Source organism: Collinsella vaginalis (genome assembly GCF_900176655.1).
Classification (GTDB): domain Bacteria; phylum Actinomycetota; class Coriobacteriia; order Coriobacteriales; family Coriobacteriaceae; genus Collinsella; species Collinsella vaginalis.
This window is the reverse complement of the sequence record NZ_LT838843.1, coordinates 859620-875158: the sequence shown is the minus strand read 5'-3', so window position 1 is coordinate 875158 and position 15539 is coordinate 859620. Positions and strand designations below refer to the sequence as shown.

Sequence of the window (15539 nt, the reverse complement as noted above, 5' to 3'; positions counted from 1 at the left end):
AGGACGGCAGGACATCTCAGCGACTGATGGCCAGCCGTGCTGTACGCGCTCGCACGGTCAGTAGGCAGTCCCGGTGCGCGAGACGGCCCTCGATCAGGCTACCGCCTTTCGGGCCACGGCCGACTCAGCGACGAACGCACCGGCCCCCACGAGGGCGATCGCAGCCCCGGCGATGAGGAACCAGGCGTCAACGCCCAGTTCCTCCGCAATCGGCGAGGCTATAAGCAGACCCAGCGGCATGGTCACCGTGCTGATCATCTGGAAGGCCGAGAAAGCGCGACCCATCTTCATGGGATCGATCGTACGCTGCAGATAGGCCATGAGCGGCGTGTTGAACCCGTTACCCGCCGCCCCCATGACGGCGCAGAGCGCGACGAACACGAGCCAGCCGGTGTACGTCGGCGGCAGCAGACCGCTGGCCGCTGTCACCGCTCCGAGCACGACGAGCGAGAACAAGGCGAAGCGAACCTCGCGCTTGATCCTGATCTGGCTGATCACACCTCCGGCAATGAACATGCCGGCAGCCCACGACATCTCGACGATGCCGGCCTCCGCGCTCCCCAGGTCAAAATGGGCGCCCGTCATGAGCGGATAGTACGAGGACAGGGGCATGAAGAGGATCGAGAACAAGATGAACGCGGCAGCAACGACCGACAGGGAGGGATCCTCCCAATACACGGCAAGGCCCTCCTTGAGCTCCAGGAGAGGGTTCTGGGGTCGTGGCATCTCCGCGCTGGCCTTCGCGCGATGGGAGGGGATGGATACAAGGAGAAGCGCCCCCGAGGCGGCAAGGGCGCCGACCAGATCGGTTGCAAGCACCACGTTCAGTGGGAGCGCGCCGTAGAGGGCCGCACCTGCAACGGGGCCCAGCAGGAACGATGCCGACATGATCATCTGGCTGATGCCGCCCGCGCGGACAAGCTCGTCGGCGGGAACGTATTGCGGGGTCATCGCCTGCATGGCCGGACCTTGGAAGGCACCGAGAGCCGATCGCAAGGCGAGGACGGCGATGATCACCTCGGTTGAGGTGCCGGCGACACCCATGATGATCGCGAGCACCACGGCGAGGATGCCCACCGCGAGGTCGGAGAGTATGCAGATGATCTTTCGGTTGTAGCGATCGGCCACGATGCCCGCAATCGGCGAGAGCAGGGCTTGGGGCAGGAACCCCACCATCCCCGCGAGTCCCAGCGTGGAGGCGGAGCCCGTGGTGACGGTCAAGTGCCAGATCAGGGCAAATTGCACGGCGGAACTGCCGATGAGCGAAATACCCTGCCCCGCCATGACGGTGTAGAAGGTGCGCCTCCATGAGGAGTCACGCGGGGTACTTGAGATGGGGCCGTCCTGGTGCGATGCGGCGGGTTGGTCGGCTTGGGATTCCTCAGATGAGGTTCCCTGCATTTCGGATACGTTGACAGCTGAGGCCAAGGGCTCCTCCGCATGATGCGAAGCGGGCTCGGTCATATGGATTCCTTTCAAACGGAGGAAGGCATTGTCGTATGGTTTCGACCCTGCGTCAAGGGCGTTCTTCACCTGTGCTTTGTACCCCGTGCAATCGGAAGCAGACGCTCAAATTTGCCGTGTGTGATGCCGTGTTCGACGCCGAGTGCACCCGGTCACCGCGCATTTCGAGCTGTCTGTGGTCGGTATCCATAGATCTGATTTTTTTCGTATATATCCTCTTTACTCTTGGATCATCTTCCCCTGACTCATTTTAAAACTTTCAGAAGTGCGGCAGTGAATCGCGAACTTTTAGATAGCCTGCAAATTGGGTCAAAACTTACCTGCGGTTTTATCGATCAAATCAGTCCGCTACTCAACGTGATCCCATTTACTGCCGCACTTCTGGAAGTTTTCAACTTTAATGGCCTCATCTGCAGCATAGCGATGGAACAACTGCAAGGCGAAACGGATGCCGGTCTAAACCCATGAGCCGAGTGCCCCTTTGGCCGCATTATCCCGCATTCACGTAACGACGACCACGTGATCTGACGGCAATCCGTAGGCGTACACTGACGGGAGCAGGCATGATCGCAACCCGGGAGGAACAATGAAACTCGGCATCATCGGCGCGGGCGGGATCGTACGCGCGACTCTCCCTGATATCCAAGCCGCGGGCATTGAGGTCACGGCGATTGCCGGCACACCCCGCAGCGCCGCCCGGACCCGGGAGCTCGCCGCCACGCACGGCATCGAGCACACGTACACCGACGCCCATGATCTCTTGAATGCCGCCGAGGTCGACGCCGTCTACGTCGCCGTTCCTAACCATCTGCACGCCGAGATGGCCCGCCTTGCCCTTGAAGCCGGCGTTTCCGTGATCTGCGAGAAGCCCCTGACGAGCGCCTATGAGGAGGCGGTGGCGCTCGCCTCCATCGCCCGTGATAAGAACCTCTTCCTCTGGGAGGCCATCGTCCCGCTCCACCAGCCGAGCTTCCACCTCATGCGCGAGCAGCTCAAAAACCTTGGCGACATACGCATCGTCACCGCGAGCTACAGCCAATACTCCAGCCGCTTTGATGCCTTCCGGGAGGGCACGGTTCTGCCCGCCTTTGACCCTGTCTGCGCCGGCGGGGCCTTAATGGATCTGGGGATCTACGGGCTGAGCATGGTCATGGGGTTGTTCGGCACACCGGATCGCGCCCACTACGCGCCGAACATCACCCGTGGAATCGACACGAGCGGGATCATGCATCTCAACTACGGCAGCTTCCAAGCGAGCATCGTCTGCGCGAAGGACTGCGACGGTGCCTCGGGGCTCTCCGTGCAAGGGACCCGCGGCTACTTGAAAAGCGAACTCCCGCCCAACGACTGCGGTCACTTCACCGTGCACATGCACGGGGGCGAGGCTCTGCAGCTCGGAGCCGATGCGCCCTCCCGCTTCCTCCAGGAGTTCAAAGACTTCAAGCGCCAGTGGGACGAGGACGACACGAGCTCCTGCTACGAAGAACTCGAACGGAGCCTTGACATCTCGCGCACCCTGCACACCATGCGCAAAGCCGCCGGGATCGTCTTCCCCGCTGACAGCATGATGACACACTAACCGGCAGCCCAAGACCTTTGAATCTCTCGACTGCACCCCCCCCCTCCTCTACCAGGGAGTATGAAAAGGGTTAAATAGTCTAAACAGGTGTGCAAGGCGCAAAGCGCCAAGCACACCTGACATATTTCCACTCTCCACGCCACGTGGGAGCCGTAAACGGAAGGGACCCCCGGGGCACCCTGAAGGTGTTCTGAGGCGCGCAGCGCCGAACACACCTGAAGGGTGCCCCGGGGGTCCCGGTACGCGAGTTCTAGACTCCCTGGCTTAGAACTTGTGGCCGCACTTCTTGCAGACGCGCAGCTTGTTCTTGCCGTCCTTCTCGTGGCCCACGCGGGTGCGCTGACCGCACTCGGGGCAGACGAGGTTCACATTGGACGCGTCGATGGCAGCCTCCTGCGAGACGATCCCGCCCTGCTGGTTCTGCTGGTTGGGCTTGACGGCCTTCTTCACGACGGCCACGCCCTCGACAACGACCTTACCCTCCGCAGGGAGCGCGCGCAGGACGGTGCCCTGCTTGCCGCGATCCTTGCCGGAGAGCACCTCGACCTTGTCGCCCTTCTTGATGGACATAGACATATGGTCTCTCCCTTACTTAGAGGGTCTCGGGTGCGAGCGAGACGATCTTCATGTACTTCTTGTCGCGCAGCTCACGAGCGACGGGCCCGAAGATACGGGTGCCGACGGGAGCACCGTCGTTGTTGATCACGACGGCGGCGTTGTCATCGAAGCGGATGTAGGAGCCGTCGCGACGACGGACCTCCTTGACCGTGCGGACGACGACGCAGCGGACAACGTCCTTCTTCTTGACGTTGGCGCCCGGCGTTGCCTCCTGCACGGCGGCGATGATGACATCGCCGATCCCCGCGTAACGGCGCTTGGAGCCACCAAGCACCTTGATGCAGCGAACCTTGCGCGCGCCGGAGTTGTCGGCGACGTTCAGCATGGTTTGCATTTGAATCATGGTAGTTCCTCCGAACTAGAAGACCGATGAGAGGTGCGCCGGCCATACGAGGCGCGGGCTGCGCCCGACCGGACGCACGTCACCGGAGTGTACAGTCGCCAGAGCTTACTTGGCGCGCTCGACGATGTCGGTCAGGCGCCAACGCTTGGTTGCAGACATGGGGCGGCACTCCATGACCTTGACGGTATCGCCAAGACCGGCCGTGTTCTCCTCGTCGTGCACGTGAAGCTTCTTGGAGCTTTTCACCATCTTGCCGTACTTGGGGTGACGCTTGCGCTCCGTGATTTCGACAACAATGGACTTGTTGCCGGCGATGGAGACCACGACGCCCTGGCGGACCTTGCGCGCGTTGCGCTCAGTTGCTTCAGCCATGTTTCACTCCTGACTGTTCTACTCGGCCGCAGCGGCGTTGGCTGCTGCGATCTGACGGGCGCGCTGCTCCGTGAGGACACGAGCGATGTCCTTCTTCACGGTCTTGACGCGGGCGGTGTTGTCCAGCTGGCTCGTGGCCATCTGGAAACGAAGGTTAAAGAGCTCGGCGCGACCCTCCTTCAGCTTCTCAGCCAGGGCCTCATCCGACAGCTCACGAATCTCTGCGGGCTTCATTTACTTATCCTCCCCGGAATCGCTCGCGGCGCGGGACACGATCTTGGTCTTGATGGGCAGCTTATGCTGGGCCAGACGCAGGGCCTCACGCGCGATCTCCTCGGACACGCCCGAGATCTCGAACATGATGCGGCCCGGCTTGACGACGGCCACCCACTCCTCGGGGTTGCCCTTACCGGAGCCCATGCGGGTCTCCGCGGGCTTCTTGGTGATCGGCTTATCCGGGAAGATCGTGATGAACACGCGGCCGCCACGCTTCATGTAACGGGTCATGGCGATACGCGCGGCCTCGATCTGACGGTTGGTGATCCAGTGGCGGTCGAGCGCCTGGAGACCGAACTCACCGAAGTGGAGCTCGGTGTGGCCCTTGGCCGTACCCTTCATGGAGCCACGCTGCACCTTGCGGTGCAGGACACGCTTGGGGGCAAGCACTAGCGACCCCTCCTCTCAGAATTGCGGCGACGCGGACGGCTGGGGCCCTCGAGCGCCGGGTTCGGCAGGTCCTGGCCGGGGAGCTTCTCGCCCACGTAGATCCAGACCTTCACGCCGCAGGCGCCCATCGTGGTGCGGGCGGTGGCGGTGCCGTAATCGATCTTGGCGCGGAGCGTGTGCAGAGGCACGCGACCCTCGCGGTACCACTCGCGGCGGCCCATCTCGGCGCCGCCGAGACGACCGGAGCACTGGATACGGATGCCCTTGGCGCCCGCCTTGCGCGCGGACTGCACGGCCTTGCGCATGGCGCGGCGGAAGGCCACGCGGCCCTCGAGCTGCTCGGCGATGGACTGGGCTACAAGCTCGGCGTCGAGCTCGGGACGCTTGATCTCGATGACGTCGACGGAGAGGTTGCCGCGGGTGACGCCGGCGACACGCTCGAGCTCCGTGCGGAGCTGATCGATCTCAGCGCCCTTCTTGCCGATCACGATGCCGGGGCGGGCGGTCAGGATGATGACCTTGACCTTGTCGCCGGCACGCTCGATCTCGATGCGGGAGACGGCGGCGCGGGCGAGGCGCTTCTTCAGGAAGGAGCGGATCTCGATGTCGTTGCCAAGCGTCTTGGCGTAATCCTTCTCAGCGAACCAGCGGGAGCGCCAGTCCTCAGTGATGCCAAGGCGGAAACCGGTGGGGTAGACTTTCTGACCCATGCTTCGCTTACGCCTCCTTTCGGGGAGCGACGATGATCGTGATGTGGCTCGTGCGCTTCAGAATGCGGGAAGCGGAGCCCTTGGCGCGGGGGCGGATACGCTTGAGCGTCGGACCCTCGTCCACATACGCGTACTTGATGAAGAGGTCATCGGCGCGCATGCCGTTGTTGTTCTCGGCGTTGGCCACGGCGGAACGGAGGACCTTCTCCACGTCCACGGCCACGTTGCGCTCGCTGAAGTGAAGGATGTCGAAAGCAGCGGCCACGGACTTACCGCGGACGAGGTCGACGACCAGGCGAGCCTTGCCGGGGGACACGCGCACGTACTTGGCCGTGGCGCGCACCTCGCGGGTCTGGGTGTCAGTTGACTGAGTTGCCATTTACGAGAAACCCCCTACTTGGCCTTGTGGCCACGGAACGTGCGAGTCGGCGCGAACTCGCCCAGCTTATGACCAACCATGGACTCGGTGATGTACACGGGCACGTGCTTGCGGCCGTCGTGCACGGCGATGGTGTGGCCGACCATCTCGGGGAAGATGGTGCTGGCGCGCGACCAGGTCTTCACGACGTCCTTTTTGCCCGCCTCGTTCATCGCGGTGATACGCGAGAGGAGGCGCGTCTCTACAAACGGGCCCTTTTTGAGACTTCTGCTCATTTGTGCTTACTCCTAACTCGGTATCGTTACTTGGTCTTGCGACGACGGATGATGAGGGCGTTCGAAGCCTTCTTCTTCTTGCGCGTGCGGTAGCCCTTGGTCGGCTTGCCCCACGGGGTCACGGACGGACGACCGGAGGTGTGGTTCTTGCCCTCACCACCGCCGTGCGGGTGGTCGACCGGGTTCATGACCGTACCACGGACGGTCGGACGGACGTTCAGCTTGCGCTTGCGGCCGGCCTTGCCGATCACGATGTTGGAGTGGTCGGCGTTGCCGACCTCACCCACGGTGGCGCGGCAGGTCACGAGGATGCGGCGCATCTCGGAGCTGGGCATACGCACGATCGCGTACTTGCCCTCCTTGCCCATGAGCTGGCAGGCGGTGCCGGCGGAGCGGGCGATCGCAGCGCCCTTGCCCGGCTGGAACTCAATCGCGTGGATGAGCGTACCGACGGGGATCTCGGAGAGCGGCATCGCGTTGCCGGGCTTGATGTCGGAACCGGCGCCGGAGACGACGGTGTCGCCCACCTGCAGGTCCTTCGGGGCCAGAATGTAGCGCTTCTCGCCATCCACATAGTGGAGCAGGGCGATGCGGGCGGAGCGGTTGGGGTCGTACTCGATGGTTGCGACCTTGGCCGGCACGCCGTCCTTGTTGCGCTTGAAGTCGATGCGGCGGTACTGACGCTTCACGCCGCCACCCTGGTGGCGGACGGTGATGCGGCCGGTGTTGTTACGGCCGGCCTTCTTCGGCAGCGGCTCGAGAAGGCTCTTCTCGGGCGTGGTGCAGGTGATCTCGGCGAAGTCGGAGATCGTCTGCCAGCGCCTGCCTGCGCTGGTCGGCTTGAGGTGCTTTACAGCCATTACCTATCCCTTTCATATCTGATCCGCTCGCCACCGCGCCAGGGAATACGCGCGCGATGACACCGGATTACCACGGTACCGGGCGGCTCCATTGTGGACCCCGGGACCTCACTCCCCGGAGTCCTGAGATCCCGGGGACTGACACACGGCTGCGGGCTTTAGGCCTGCGCGCCGAAGATCTCGATGCTATCGCCCTCGCGGAGCGTGACGATGGCCTTCTTCCAGGAGCGGGTCTTGCCGGCAACGTAGCGCACGCGCTTGGTCTTGGGCTTGACGCTCATGGTGTTGACGCGCGTCACCTTCACGTTGAAGAGCTCCTCGACGGCGTCCTTGATCTGGAACTTGTTCGCGTCCTTGGCGACCTCGAACGTGTACTTGTTCTCCTCCATAAGGGAGTACGCGCGCTCGGAGACGACGGGACGGATGATCACGTTGTGTGCGTCCATTTATGCAAGCACCTCCCCGAAGTGCATCGCGACGTCGGCGGGCATCACGAGAGCGCCGTTGTTGATGAGGTCGTAGGTGTTGGCCTCGGACGGCGTGATGATGAACGTCTTGGGAATGTTGCGGAAGGACAGGAAGGCGTTGACGTCGTCCTCGCGAACGATGATCGTCAGGCGCTTGCCCTCAAGGCCGAGGGCCTTGATGAGCGCCATGGCAGCCTTGGTGGACGGCTTCTCGAAGCCGTAGTCCTCCACGAGGACGAGCTCGTTGTCGCGCACCTTCGCGGAGAGCGCGGAGCGCATGGCGAGCTTGACCTCCTTGTTGTTCATGCGCTTGGCGTAGGAGCGGGGCTTCGGAGCGAAGACCACGCCGCCGTGACGCCACTGCGGGGAACGAGTGGAACCCTGGCGGGCACGGCCGGTGCCCTTCTGCCGCCACGGCTTCTTGCCGCCGCCGGAGACCTCGGAACGGGTCTTGGCGGACTGGGTGCCCTGACGCCAGCTGGCCTGCTGGAGGGTGACGATGTGGTGCATGATGTGGGTGTTCGGCTCGATGCCGTAGACGCCCTCAGCGAGCTCGACCTCAGCGGCCTTGTTGCCCTCGCTGTTCTTGACTTCAAACTTAGACATGTGGCGTATCTCCTTTGCCCTTAGGCCATGCGGATGGCGACCAGACCATTCTTGGCACCAGGGACCGCGCCCTTGACAAGAATGAGGTTCTGCTCGGCATCGATGCGGACAACGGAAAGGTTCTTCACCGTCACGCGCTCATTGCCCATGTGACCGGCCATCTTGACGCCCTTGAGGACGCGCGCGGGGTAGGCGCACTGGCCGATGGAGCCCGGGTGACGCTTGAAGTGGGAGCCGTGGGTCATGGGACCGCGACGCTGGCCCCAGCGCTTGATGCGACCCTGGAAGCCCTTGCCCTTGGAAGTACCGATGACGTCGACCTTGGCGGTGTCCTGGAAATCAGCGACGGTGACGACGTCGCCGACCTTGTGCTCCTCGCCCGAGGCAACACGGACCTCGCGCAGGTAGCGGACGGGCTCGACGCCGGCCTTGGCGAAGTGACCAGCCATGGGCTTGTTCACGTTCTTGGCCTTGATGTCGCCGAAACCGATCTGGACAGCGTCGTAGCCGTCGGTCGCCTCAGATTTAACCTGCGAGACGGTGCAGGGGCCAGCCTGGATGACCGTGACGGGAACGATGTTGTCGTTCTCGTCCCAAACCTGGGTCATACCGATCTTGCGGCCGAGAATCATGCTGATCATTCAGTGATCCTAACCTTCGGTGGTCTTGGGCCAATGCGAGCACCCCTTGCGCTCGCTCCCAGCGGACCACAACTGACTGCGCGCCCCGTCTCGGTGCTGGAACCGCTCGGACCTCCCAACCGCGCAACCCGTAGCGGTCGAAATGTCCAGGCAGCATCCTCCCCTGGACTGGGCACAGCCTGGTTAGTATACACGCGCACGGGCGTATCCATCGAGATTCACAATTGCTGCATGAATTGAATGCGGAGGTCAGGGGTTTGGCGCGGGCGTGGGTGGGTCTCGGGGCTTTTGGCGGGCGCAGGTTGCGGCGGGGCTGGTGTGTGTCGGCCTGGTCACCCGCGCCACTGCAGCTCGCCGGGCACCTGCGTGTGACGCGCGGCTATGCCCCTGTCGGGTCGATGATCCCTGTGTTTGTGAAAGCACCGGTTTTCCGGTCGAAATCGAACACGAGGATGAAGCAGTTGCCGATCCAGACGTCCTGCGGGCACCGGGCTCGGTCTGCCCAGGCCGCCTTGAACTGGGCGACCGCCGATCCATGTGAGACCGCGAGCACCCGCTCGGAGCCGGGGGCGTGCATGATCTTCGTGAGCGTTCGCACCATCCGCTCCCTTAACGCCGCACTCCCCTCCCCGCCGAAGGCCACGACGCCCTCGCCGGGATCCCAGAGGTCGGAGGGGACTTGATCGCGCGGACCGCCTTCGAGGGATCCGTAGCTGCGCTCGATCAGCCCGTCGTCGATCTCCAGCGGGGGCACGGGCTGCGGCGTACTCGGGTTGGCGGGGCGCCTTTGATCGTGCCGGTCACCTTTGCTTTCGACCATCCCGTCCAGCAGCTCCGACCTCAGCAGCGAAAGTGTCGCCCGAGCACGGCCGAGCGGCGATGAGATGAGCCTCGTTGGCATGATCCCCTGCGCTGCCAGCCAGCGTCTCGCCGCACGGGCCTGGGCGCACCCCAACTCTGTTAACGGTGAATCGCAGTGCCCCTGCACCAGACCGGCGACGTTGAACTCCGTCTGGCCATGGCGCATGAGGTAGAGGGTGGGCACGGGATCTCCTTTTGACGTGCGAAACGCAATGGGGTCATTGTGGCACGTGGGCGCGATGGGAGTGTGTAGAGCCTGGGTCTGCAAGAAATTCTGCGGCTTGGTGGGCTTCTCCTATCCCAGGCGATAGCTTAGCCGCCCTCGGTGTTCACGACGAGAATATCCTGCAGGGCCCTCCCGCCGTGGGCGGAAGTTCCCAACGGTTTGGTGTGGTTTTTCCTTCTTGGACAGTATTTCTCATCGGCTTGGCGTGGGTTTTGGCTGAGGAGCTGCGTAGCAGGCGTTCCGCGTCCATGAAACCCTCAGGTACAGAGCTCGGTCATTCTGTAGCTACATTCTGCATCGCCCAGAACCCACACCAATCCGAACATTTTGGGGGTGCGGACAAAAAGTTGGACACCGCGGAGGTGCCCAGACGGGAGGTCCGCATGCACGACAAGGTCGAGGTCGAGCTGTTCCTGCTGGCGCGCGAGGAGGGGATGGGCGTGTCGGAGGCCGCCCGGTTCGCCGGCGTCGGCCGCGGAGAGGCCAGCCATTGGGAGGCCGGCGAGCTGCCGCGCAGCTACACCGGGAGGCCGTGGGGCTCCGGCGCGGGTGGAATCGGGTCCAGGAGGAGCCCGGCGAGGAGGGAGCCCGACATGGAGATCCGAGGCCTCTTCGACCCGCCCGGGGAGGGGCCGCTGTCCGGCCTCACCCCCGACCAGGTGGAGAACGCTCTGCTCAGGGCGGTGTTGGACGACCTAAAAGCGGGAGGCTCGCCGCCGGCTACGATGTCGACCGCGAGCTCGTGCGCGCTCGCGGGAAGATTGATCGCGGCGACCGGCCTGTCCCAGACCTTGGTTCTCCGGTTTTTGGGGATCGCCAGGAGCNGGCCGGACGCGGCGCTCGCGGACTCGAGCCTCTCGGCGGCCTGCGCGACCCTGTCCCCGCGCGAGCGCCCGGTGGTCCACTCCGACCGCGGCTGCCACTACCGCTGGCCGGGGTGGGTCTCGATCTGCGAGGCCCACGGCCTGGTCAGGAGCATGTCGCGCAAGGGCAGGAGCCCGGACAACGCGCGGGCGGAGGGCTTCTTCGGCCTGCTCAAGAACGAGTTCCTCCGATGCCGCGACTGGGCGGGGGTGACGGCGGGCCGCTTCATCGCGGAACTCGACGCCTGGATCGAGTGGTACCGCGCGGGCAGGATGAAGCGCTCGCTCGGCTGGAGGACGATGGACGAGAACCGCAGGGCCCTGGGCTACGCGGTGTAGGATGTGTACAGGAAAACGTCCGCACCCCCTTTCTGCGCGCGACGGGAGAAGCCCACACCAAACCGTGCAGCTGGACAGAGACGAAGGCACTTCCCCTCGATCGGCCAAGCGCCCTGAGCTCCGCTATGAAAGCGCGGGCGCCCATCGAATGATCGCGGCACGTTCTGGCGCTACGCATACCTGGGCATGCCGACCCATTGGTGCCTAGCATGCCGCACCGAAGCACGACGCGTCCGCCCCCTCCGCGACAGTCGCACAAGAAGAAAGGGGCCGGCGAACCGACCCCTTTCTTAATATATGTACGGTGGAATCTCCTCATTTCTCGCACACGATGTTGGTTGGGACGTTGCTTCAGCCCCTTGGCTCGCTTGGTCACCGGCCCTTCCCTCCGATCCGCTCGGAAAGCGTGGGCGAGTCCGCTCGCTCCTAGTGCATAGGGAGGGTCTCGATACAGGAAGCGAGCCCCAGAGCTGATATCTCTTCTGAGCCCACTGGAACCACCTCCTCAGCCGGTCGCCCGTTTGGCGCGACGATGTTTCGGTACTTCTACTATGCCCGGTTACATGTGCAGTATGCGTTCGTCGCGAAGGCACCCTGCAAACGGCATGAAACACTGTGCGAACGGTTGGCACGGCGTAGTCGCCGCGGGGCCGAGCGGAGTCAGTCATAGAACATTTCACGACCACTTTCTCAACCCTAGCAGCTCGTCCGGACACAAGTCCGATCGACGTCATGAACGGGAGCCATGACCCACGAAGACCGTGAAAAAGACGCCCGACGGAGCGAGAGCACGCATAACATGGGTACAAGCACCCCTAGCAATGTACGACCTCACGAGAGGAACCACCATGGCCACCACCTATGAGCTCTTCATACTGCCCACCTGCCCGTATTGCCGCAAAGTGCTGCTCTTCATGAGCCAGCATGGCATCGAGCTGCCGCAGCGCGATATCAGCGCAGATCCGGAGGCCCGTGCCACGCTCGAGCGCGTGGGCGGCAAGACGCAGGTGCCGTGCCTGTTCATCGACGGCAAGCCGATGTACGAGTCGGACGACATCATCGCGTACCTCTCCGACACATTCGCCGATGGCGCCAAGCCCACCATCTCCGCCGAGGAGCAGGCGGAGCTCGACGGCGGCGCGACCTGCTCGATCTTCAAATGACGCACATCGCTCAGTTCATCCAAATAGCAAGCAGTTAAAGCCGTACGACGGCAAGCACGCCCAAAAGCAAAAAGCCCCTTGGCTCGAAGAACCAAGGGGCTTTCGCATACCGACGAACGGTCGAGACCGAAGCTTAGAGCTTGATCTCGATGTCCACACCGGCCGGCAGGTCGAGACGCATCAGCGAATCGACGGTGCCGGAGGTCGGGTCGAGGATGTCGATGAGGCGCTTGTGGGTGCGCATCTCGAACTGCTCGCGGGAGTCCTTGTCCACGTGCGGCGAGCGGATGACCGTGTACAGGTTGCGCTCAGTGGGCAGCGGAATGGGACCGGACACGCGAGCGCCGGTCTTCTGGGCGGTCTCGACGATGAGCTTCGCGGACTGGTCGACGACCTCGTGATCGTAGCCCTTGAGGCGGATACGAATCTTCTGGCTAGACAACTTCTACCTCCACTAAAGAGAACTAGGCGATTGACTTCAGGGCTTAGGCGTTGCCGCCGGCCTTGCTGATGACTTCCTCGGTGACCGACTTGGGTGCCGGCTCGTAGGAGTCGAACTGCATGGTGTAGGACGCGCGGCCCTGGGTCTGGGAGCGGAGGTCGGTGGCGTAGCCGAACATCTCGCCCAGCGGCACCTTGGCGCGGATGACCTTGTTGCCGGAGCGGTCGTCCATGCCCTCGATCTTGCCGCGACGGCCCGACAGGTTACCCATGACGTCGCCCATGTACTGCTCAGGCGTCTCGACCTCGACGGCCATGACGGGCTCGAGCAGGATGGGGTCGGACTTCTTGAGGGCGTCCTTGATTGCCATGGAACCGGCGATCTTGAAGGCGGCCTCGGAGGAGTCGACCTCGTGGTAGGAACCGTCAAAGAGGGTGACCTTGACGTCGATGACCGGATAACCGGCGATGACGCCCGTGTTCAGCGCCTCCTGGATGCCCTTGTCGATAGACGGGATGTACTCCTTCGGCACGACACCGCCGACGATGCCGTTGACGAACTCGTAGCCGAAGCCCTCCTCCATCTTCTCGAGCTTGATGACGGCGTGACCGTACTGGCCGCGACCACCGGACTGGCGGACGAACTTGCCCTCGGCCTTCTCGACGTCGTGACCCGGGGCCTCACGATAGGCGACCTGGGGCTTACCGACGTTCGCGTCAACCTTGAACTCGCGGAGCAGACGGTCGACGATGATCTCGAGGTGCAGCTCGCCCATGCCGGCGATGATGGTCTGGCCGGTCTCGTGGTTCGTGGACACCTGGAAGGTCGGGTCCTCCTCGGCGAGCTTGGTGAGGGCGAGGCCCATCTTGTCCTGCTCGGCCTTGGTCTTGGGCTCGATGGCGATGTCGATGACCGGGTCGGGGAACTCCATGGACTCGAGGATGATCTCCTTGCCCTCCTCGCAGAGGGTGTCGCCCGTGGTGGTGTTCTTGAAGCCGACGGCGGCGAGGATGTCGCCGGTCTCGCAGGAGTCCTGGTCGATGCGCTCGTTGGCGTTCATCTCAAGGATGCGGCCGAGGCGCTCGCGCTGACCGGTGGTGGCGTTCACCACGTAGGAGCCAGCCGTGGCCTTACCGGAGTAGACGCGGAAGAAGGTGAGCTTACCGACGAAGGGATCCGTGGAGACCTTGAACGCGAGCGCGGAGAAGGGCTCGTCGTTCGAGGGCTTGCGGTCCGCGGGCTCACCGGTCTTGGGGTCGGTGCCCTCGACGGCGGACACATCGAGCGGGCTCGGGAGGTAGTCGACGACGGCGTCGAGCAGCTCCTGGACACCCTTGTTCTTGTAGGCGGAGCCCACGAGGACCGGGTTCAGCTCGTTGGCGAGCACGCCCTTGCGGATCGCGGCCTTGAGCATGTCGGCCTCGATCTCCTCGTCCTCGAGGACCATCATCATGAGCTCATCGTCGAACTCGGCGGCGGCGTCGAGCAGCTCGGAGCGCTTCTCAGCGGCGAGCTCGGCGAACTCGGCCGGGATGGCGTCCATCGGCTCGGGATAGGTCATGCCCTTGTCGTCGGCCTTGAAATCCCACGCGGTCATGGTGACGAGGTCGATGATGCCCCAGAAGTTGTCCTCAGCGCCCATGGGCAGCTGGATGGCGACGGCCTTGGCGTGCAGGCGCTCCTTCATGGTGTCGATGGCATGGAAGAAGTCAGCGCCCACGCGGTCGAACTTGTTGATGAAGGCGATGCGGGGGACGCCGAAGTTGCGGGCCTGGCGCCACACGGTCTCAGACTGGGGCTGGACGCCGGCAACGGCGTCGAACACGGCGACGGCACCGTCGAGGACGCGCAGGGAGCGCTCGACCTCGGCCGTGAAGTCCACGTGGCCCGGGGTGTCGATGATCTGGATGCGGTACTCGGAACCGTCCTTCTTCCAGAAGCAGGTGGTGGCAGCGGACTGGATGGTCACGCCGCGCTCCTGCTCCTGCACCATGAAGTCCATGGTGGCGGCACCCTCGTGCACCTCGCCGATCTTGTGCGTCTTGCCCGTGTAGTACAGGATGCGCTCGGTCGTGGTGGTCTTACCGGCATCGATGTGGGCCATGATGCCGATGTTGCGGGTGTCCTTCAGGTTGTACTTGGTTTTAGCCATGGTAGTGGGTTCCTCTCTGGCTTACCAACGGTAGTGCGAGAAGGCGCGGTTGGCCTCGGCCATCTTGAAGACGTCCTCGCGGCGCTTGACGGAGGCGCCGACGCCGTTGGAGGCGTCGAGGATCTCGTTGGCGAGGCGCTCGGCCATGGTGTTCTCCTTGCGGGCACGGCTGAACGTGACGATCCAGCGGATGGCCAGCTGCGTGGCGCGGTGGGAGTTGACCTCCATGGGGACCTGGTAGGTGGCGCCACCGACGCGCTTGGGCTTGACCTCGAGGGTCGGGCGGACGTTGTCCATGGCCTTCTTGAAGACGGCCAGGGCGTCGCCCTCGGACTTGGCGGCGACGATATCGAAGGCACCGTAGACCACGCGCTCGGCGGTGGCCTTCTTGCCATCGAGAAGGATCTTGTTGATGAGCTGCGTCACGAGGCGGTTGTTGTAGACGGAGTCCGGCTGAACCTCGCGACGGGTAGCGGATGCACGACGCGGCATGTGTTATCTCCTCTTACGTGT

20 protein-coding genes are annotated in these 15539 nt (G+C 63.6%); 3 read left to right on the top strand and 17 right to left on the bottom strand.

The genetic code is table 11. The features are described from left to right. Nucleotides 1-93 precede the first annotated feature (93 nt). Nucleotides 94-1464 carry an MFS transporter gene (locus CAP13_RS05770; RefSeq protein ID WP_085830621.1) on the bottom strand — a complete coding sequence of 457 codons (1371 nt, stop codon included), beginning with the start codon at nucleotides 1462-1464 and terminating at the stop codon, nucleotides 94-96. Nucleotides 1465-1737: 273 nt separating this feature from the next. Here CAP13_RS05770 and CAP13_RS09695 point away from each other — a divergent pair, with 273 nt between their 5' ends. After that, on the top strand, nucleotides 1738-1932 hold the full coding sequence (locus CAP13_RS09695) for a hypothetical protein (protein WP_143764898.1): 195 nt from the start codon (nucleotides 1738-1740) through the stop codon (nucleotides 1930-1932). A 118-nt stretch (nucleotides 1933-2050) separates the two neighbouring features. Continuing rightward, nucleotides 2051-3043, top strand: a complete 993-nt coding sequence (locus tag CAP13_RS05765; RefSeq protein WP_085830620.1) for a Gfo/Idh/MocA family protein — start codon at nucleotides 2051-2053, stop codon at nucleotides 3041-3043. A 264-nt stretch (nucleotides 3044-3307) separates the two neighbouring features. On the opposite strand, the gene rplX is transcribed toward CAP13_RS05765, so the two are convergent. The 13 genes from rplX to CAP13_RS05700 all read right to left on the bottom strand — a co-directional run bounded on the left by rplX (nucleotide 3308) and on the right by CAP13_RS05700 (nucleotide 10025). Further along, nucleotides 3308-3619 (bottom strand): 50S ribosomal protein L24, encoded by a 312-nt coding sequence (gene rplX / locus CAP13_RS05760; protein ID WP_085830619.1) that lies wholly within the window; start codon nucleotides 3617-3619, stop codon nucleotides 3308-3310. 16 nt (nucleotides 3620-3635) lie between these two features. Further along, nucleotides 3636-4004 (bottom strand): 50S ribosomal protein L14, encoded by a 369-nt coding sequence (gene rplN / locus CAP13_RS05755; protein ID WP_085830618.1) that lies wholly within the window; start codon nucleotides 4002-4004, stop codon nucleotides 3636-3638. A gap of 105 nt (nucleotides 4005-4109) precedes the next feature. Beyond that, a complete protein-coding gene (gene rpsQ / locus CAP13_RS05750; RefSeq protein WP_085830617.1) occupies nucleotides 4110-4376 on the bottom strand; it encodes a 30S ribosomal protein S17 in 267 nt (88 codons plus the stop codon). A gap of 18 nt (nucleotides 4377-4394) precedes the next feature. Continuing rightward, a complete protein-coding gene (rpmC, locus tag CAP13_RS05745) occupies nucleotides 4395-4610 on the bottom strand; it encodes a 50S ribosomal protein L29 (RefSeq protein ID WP_085830616.1) in 216 nt (71 codons plus the stop codon). Continuing rightward, nucleotides 4611-5042: a 50S ribosomal protein L16 gene (gene rplP / locus CAP13_RS05740; RefSeq protein WP_085830615.1), complete on the bottom strand. Its 432-nt coding sequence runs from the start codon at nucleotides 5040-5042 to the stop codon at nucleotides 4611-4613. Beyond that, nucleotides 5042-5752 (bottom strand): 30S ribosomal protein S3, encoded by a 711-nt coding sequence (gene rpsC, locus CAP13_RS05735; RefSeq protein WP_085830614.1) that lies wholly within the window; start codon nucleotides 5750-5752, stop codon nucleotides 5042-5044. Before rpsC ends, rplP begins: the two co-directional genes overlap by 1 nt. Nucleotides 5753-5759: 7 nt before the next feature. Next, nucleotides 5760-6131: a 50S ribosomal protein L22 gene (rplV, locus tag CAP13_RS05730; protein ID WP_085830613.1), complete on the bottom strand. Its 372-nt coding sequence runs from the start codon at nucleotides 6129-6131 to the stop codon at nucleotides 5760-5762. Nucleotides 6132-6145: 14 nt separating this feature from the next. Then, complete coding sequence (rpsS, locus tag CAP13_RS05725; protein WP_085830612.1) at nucleotides 6146-6406, bottom strand: 30S ribosomal protein S19; 261 nt, start codon at nucleotides 6404-6406, stop codon at nucleotides 6146-6148. 26 nt (nucleotides 6407-6432) lie between these two features. Beyond that, nucleotides 6433-7266 carry a 50S ribosomal protein L2 gene (gene rplB / locus CAP13_RS05720; RefSeq protein WP_085830611.1) on the bottom strand — a complete coding sequence of 278 codons (834 nt, stop codon included), beginning with the start codon at nucleotides 7264-7266 and terminating at the stop codon, nucleotides 6433-6435. A 158-nt stretch (nucleotides 7267-7424) separates the two neighbouring features. Then, nucleotides 7425-7712: a 50S ribosomal protein L23 gene (rplW, locus tag CAP13_RS05715; RefSeq protein WP_085830610.1), complete on the bottom strand. Its 288-nt coding sequence runs from the start codon at nucleotides 7710-7712 to the stop codon at nucleotides 7425-7427. Continuing rightward, a complete protein-coding gene (rplD, locus tag CAP13_RS05710) occupies nucleotides 7713-8339 on the bottom strand; it encodes a 50S ribosomal protein L4 (protein WP_085830609.1) in 627 nt (208 codons plus the stop codon). Between the two features lie 20 nt (nucleotides 8340-8359). After that, nucleotides 8360-8980, bottom strand: coding sequence for a 50S ribosomal protein L3 (gene rplC, locus CAP13_RS05705; RefSeq protein ID WP_085830608.1), 621 nt, complete (start codon nucleotides 8978-8980; stop codon nucleotides 8360-8362). Between the two features lie 379 nt (nucleotides 8981-9359). Then, entirely contained in the window at nucleotides 9360-10025 is a 666-nt protein-coding gene (locus CAP13_RS05700) for a histidine phosphatase family protein (protein ID WP_097677672.1), read from the bottom strand. Nucleotides 10026-12117: 2092 nt separating this feature from the next. On the opposite strand from CAP13_RS05700, the gene CAP13_RS05690 reads away from it, so the two are divergent. After that, the gene (locus CAP13_RS05690) at nucleotides 12118-12432 is read left to right on the top strand and encodes a glutaredoxin family protein (RefSeq protein ID WP_085830606.1); all 315 of its coding nucleotides are present in this window, start codon (nucleotides 12118-12120) and stop codon (nucleotides 12430-12432) included. A 133-nt stretch (nucleotides 12433-12565) separates the two neighbouring features. On the opposite strand, the gene rpsJ is transcribed toward CAP13_RS05690, so the two are convergent. The 3 genes from rpsJ to rpsG are packed head-to-tail and all read right to left on the bottom strand — an operon-like array spanning nucleotide 12566 to nucleotide 15518. Continuing rightward, nucleotides 12566-12874, bottom strand: coding sequence for a 30S ribosomal protein S10 (gene rpsJ / locus CAP13_RS05685; RefSeq protein WP_085830605.1), 309 nt, complete (start codon nucleotides 12872-12874; stop codon nucleotides 12566-12568). Between the two features lie 43 nt (nucleotides 12875-12917). Beyond that, nucleotides 12918-15026 carry an elongation factor G gene (gene fusA / locus CAP13_RS05680; protein WP_085830604.1) on the bottom strand — a complete coding sequence of 703 codons (2109 nt, stop codon included), beginning with the start codon at nucleotides 15024-15026 and terminating at the stop codon, nucleotides 12918-12920. A 21-nt stretch (nucleotides 15027-15047) separates the two neighbouring features. Then, the gene (gene rpsG, locus CAP13_RS05675; protein ID WP_085830603.1) at nucleotides 15048-15518 is read right to left on the bottom strand and encodes a 30S ribosomal protein S7; all 471 of its coding nucleotides are present in this window, start codon (nucleotides 15516-15518) and stop codon (nucleotides 15048-15050) included. Between the last annotated feature and the right edge of the window lie 21 nt (nucleotides 15519-15539).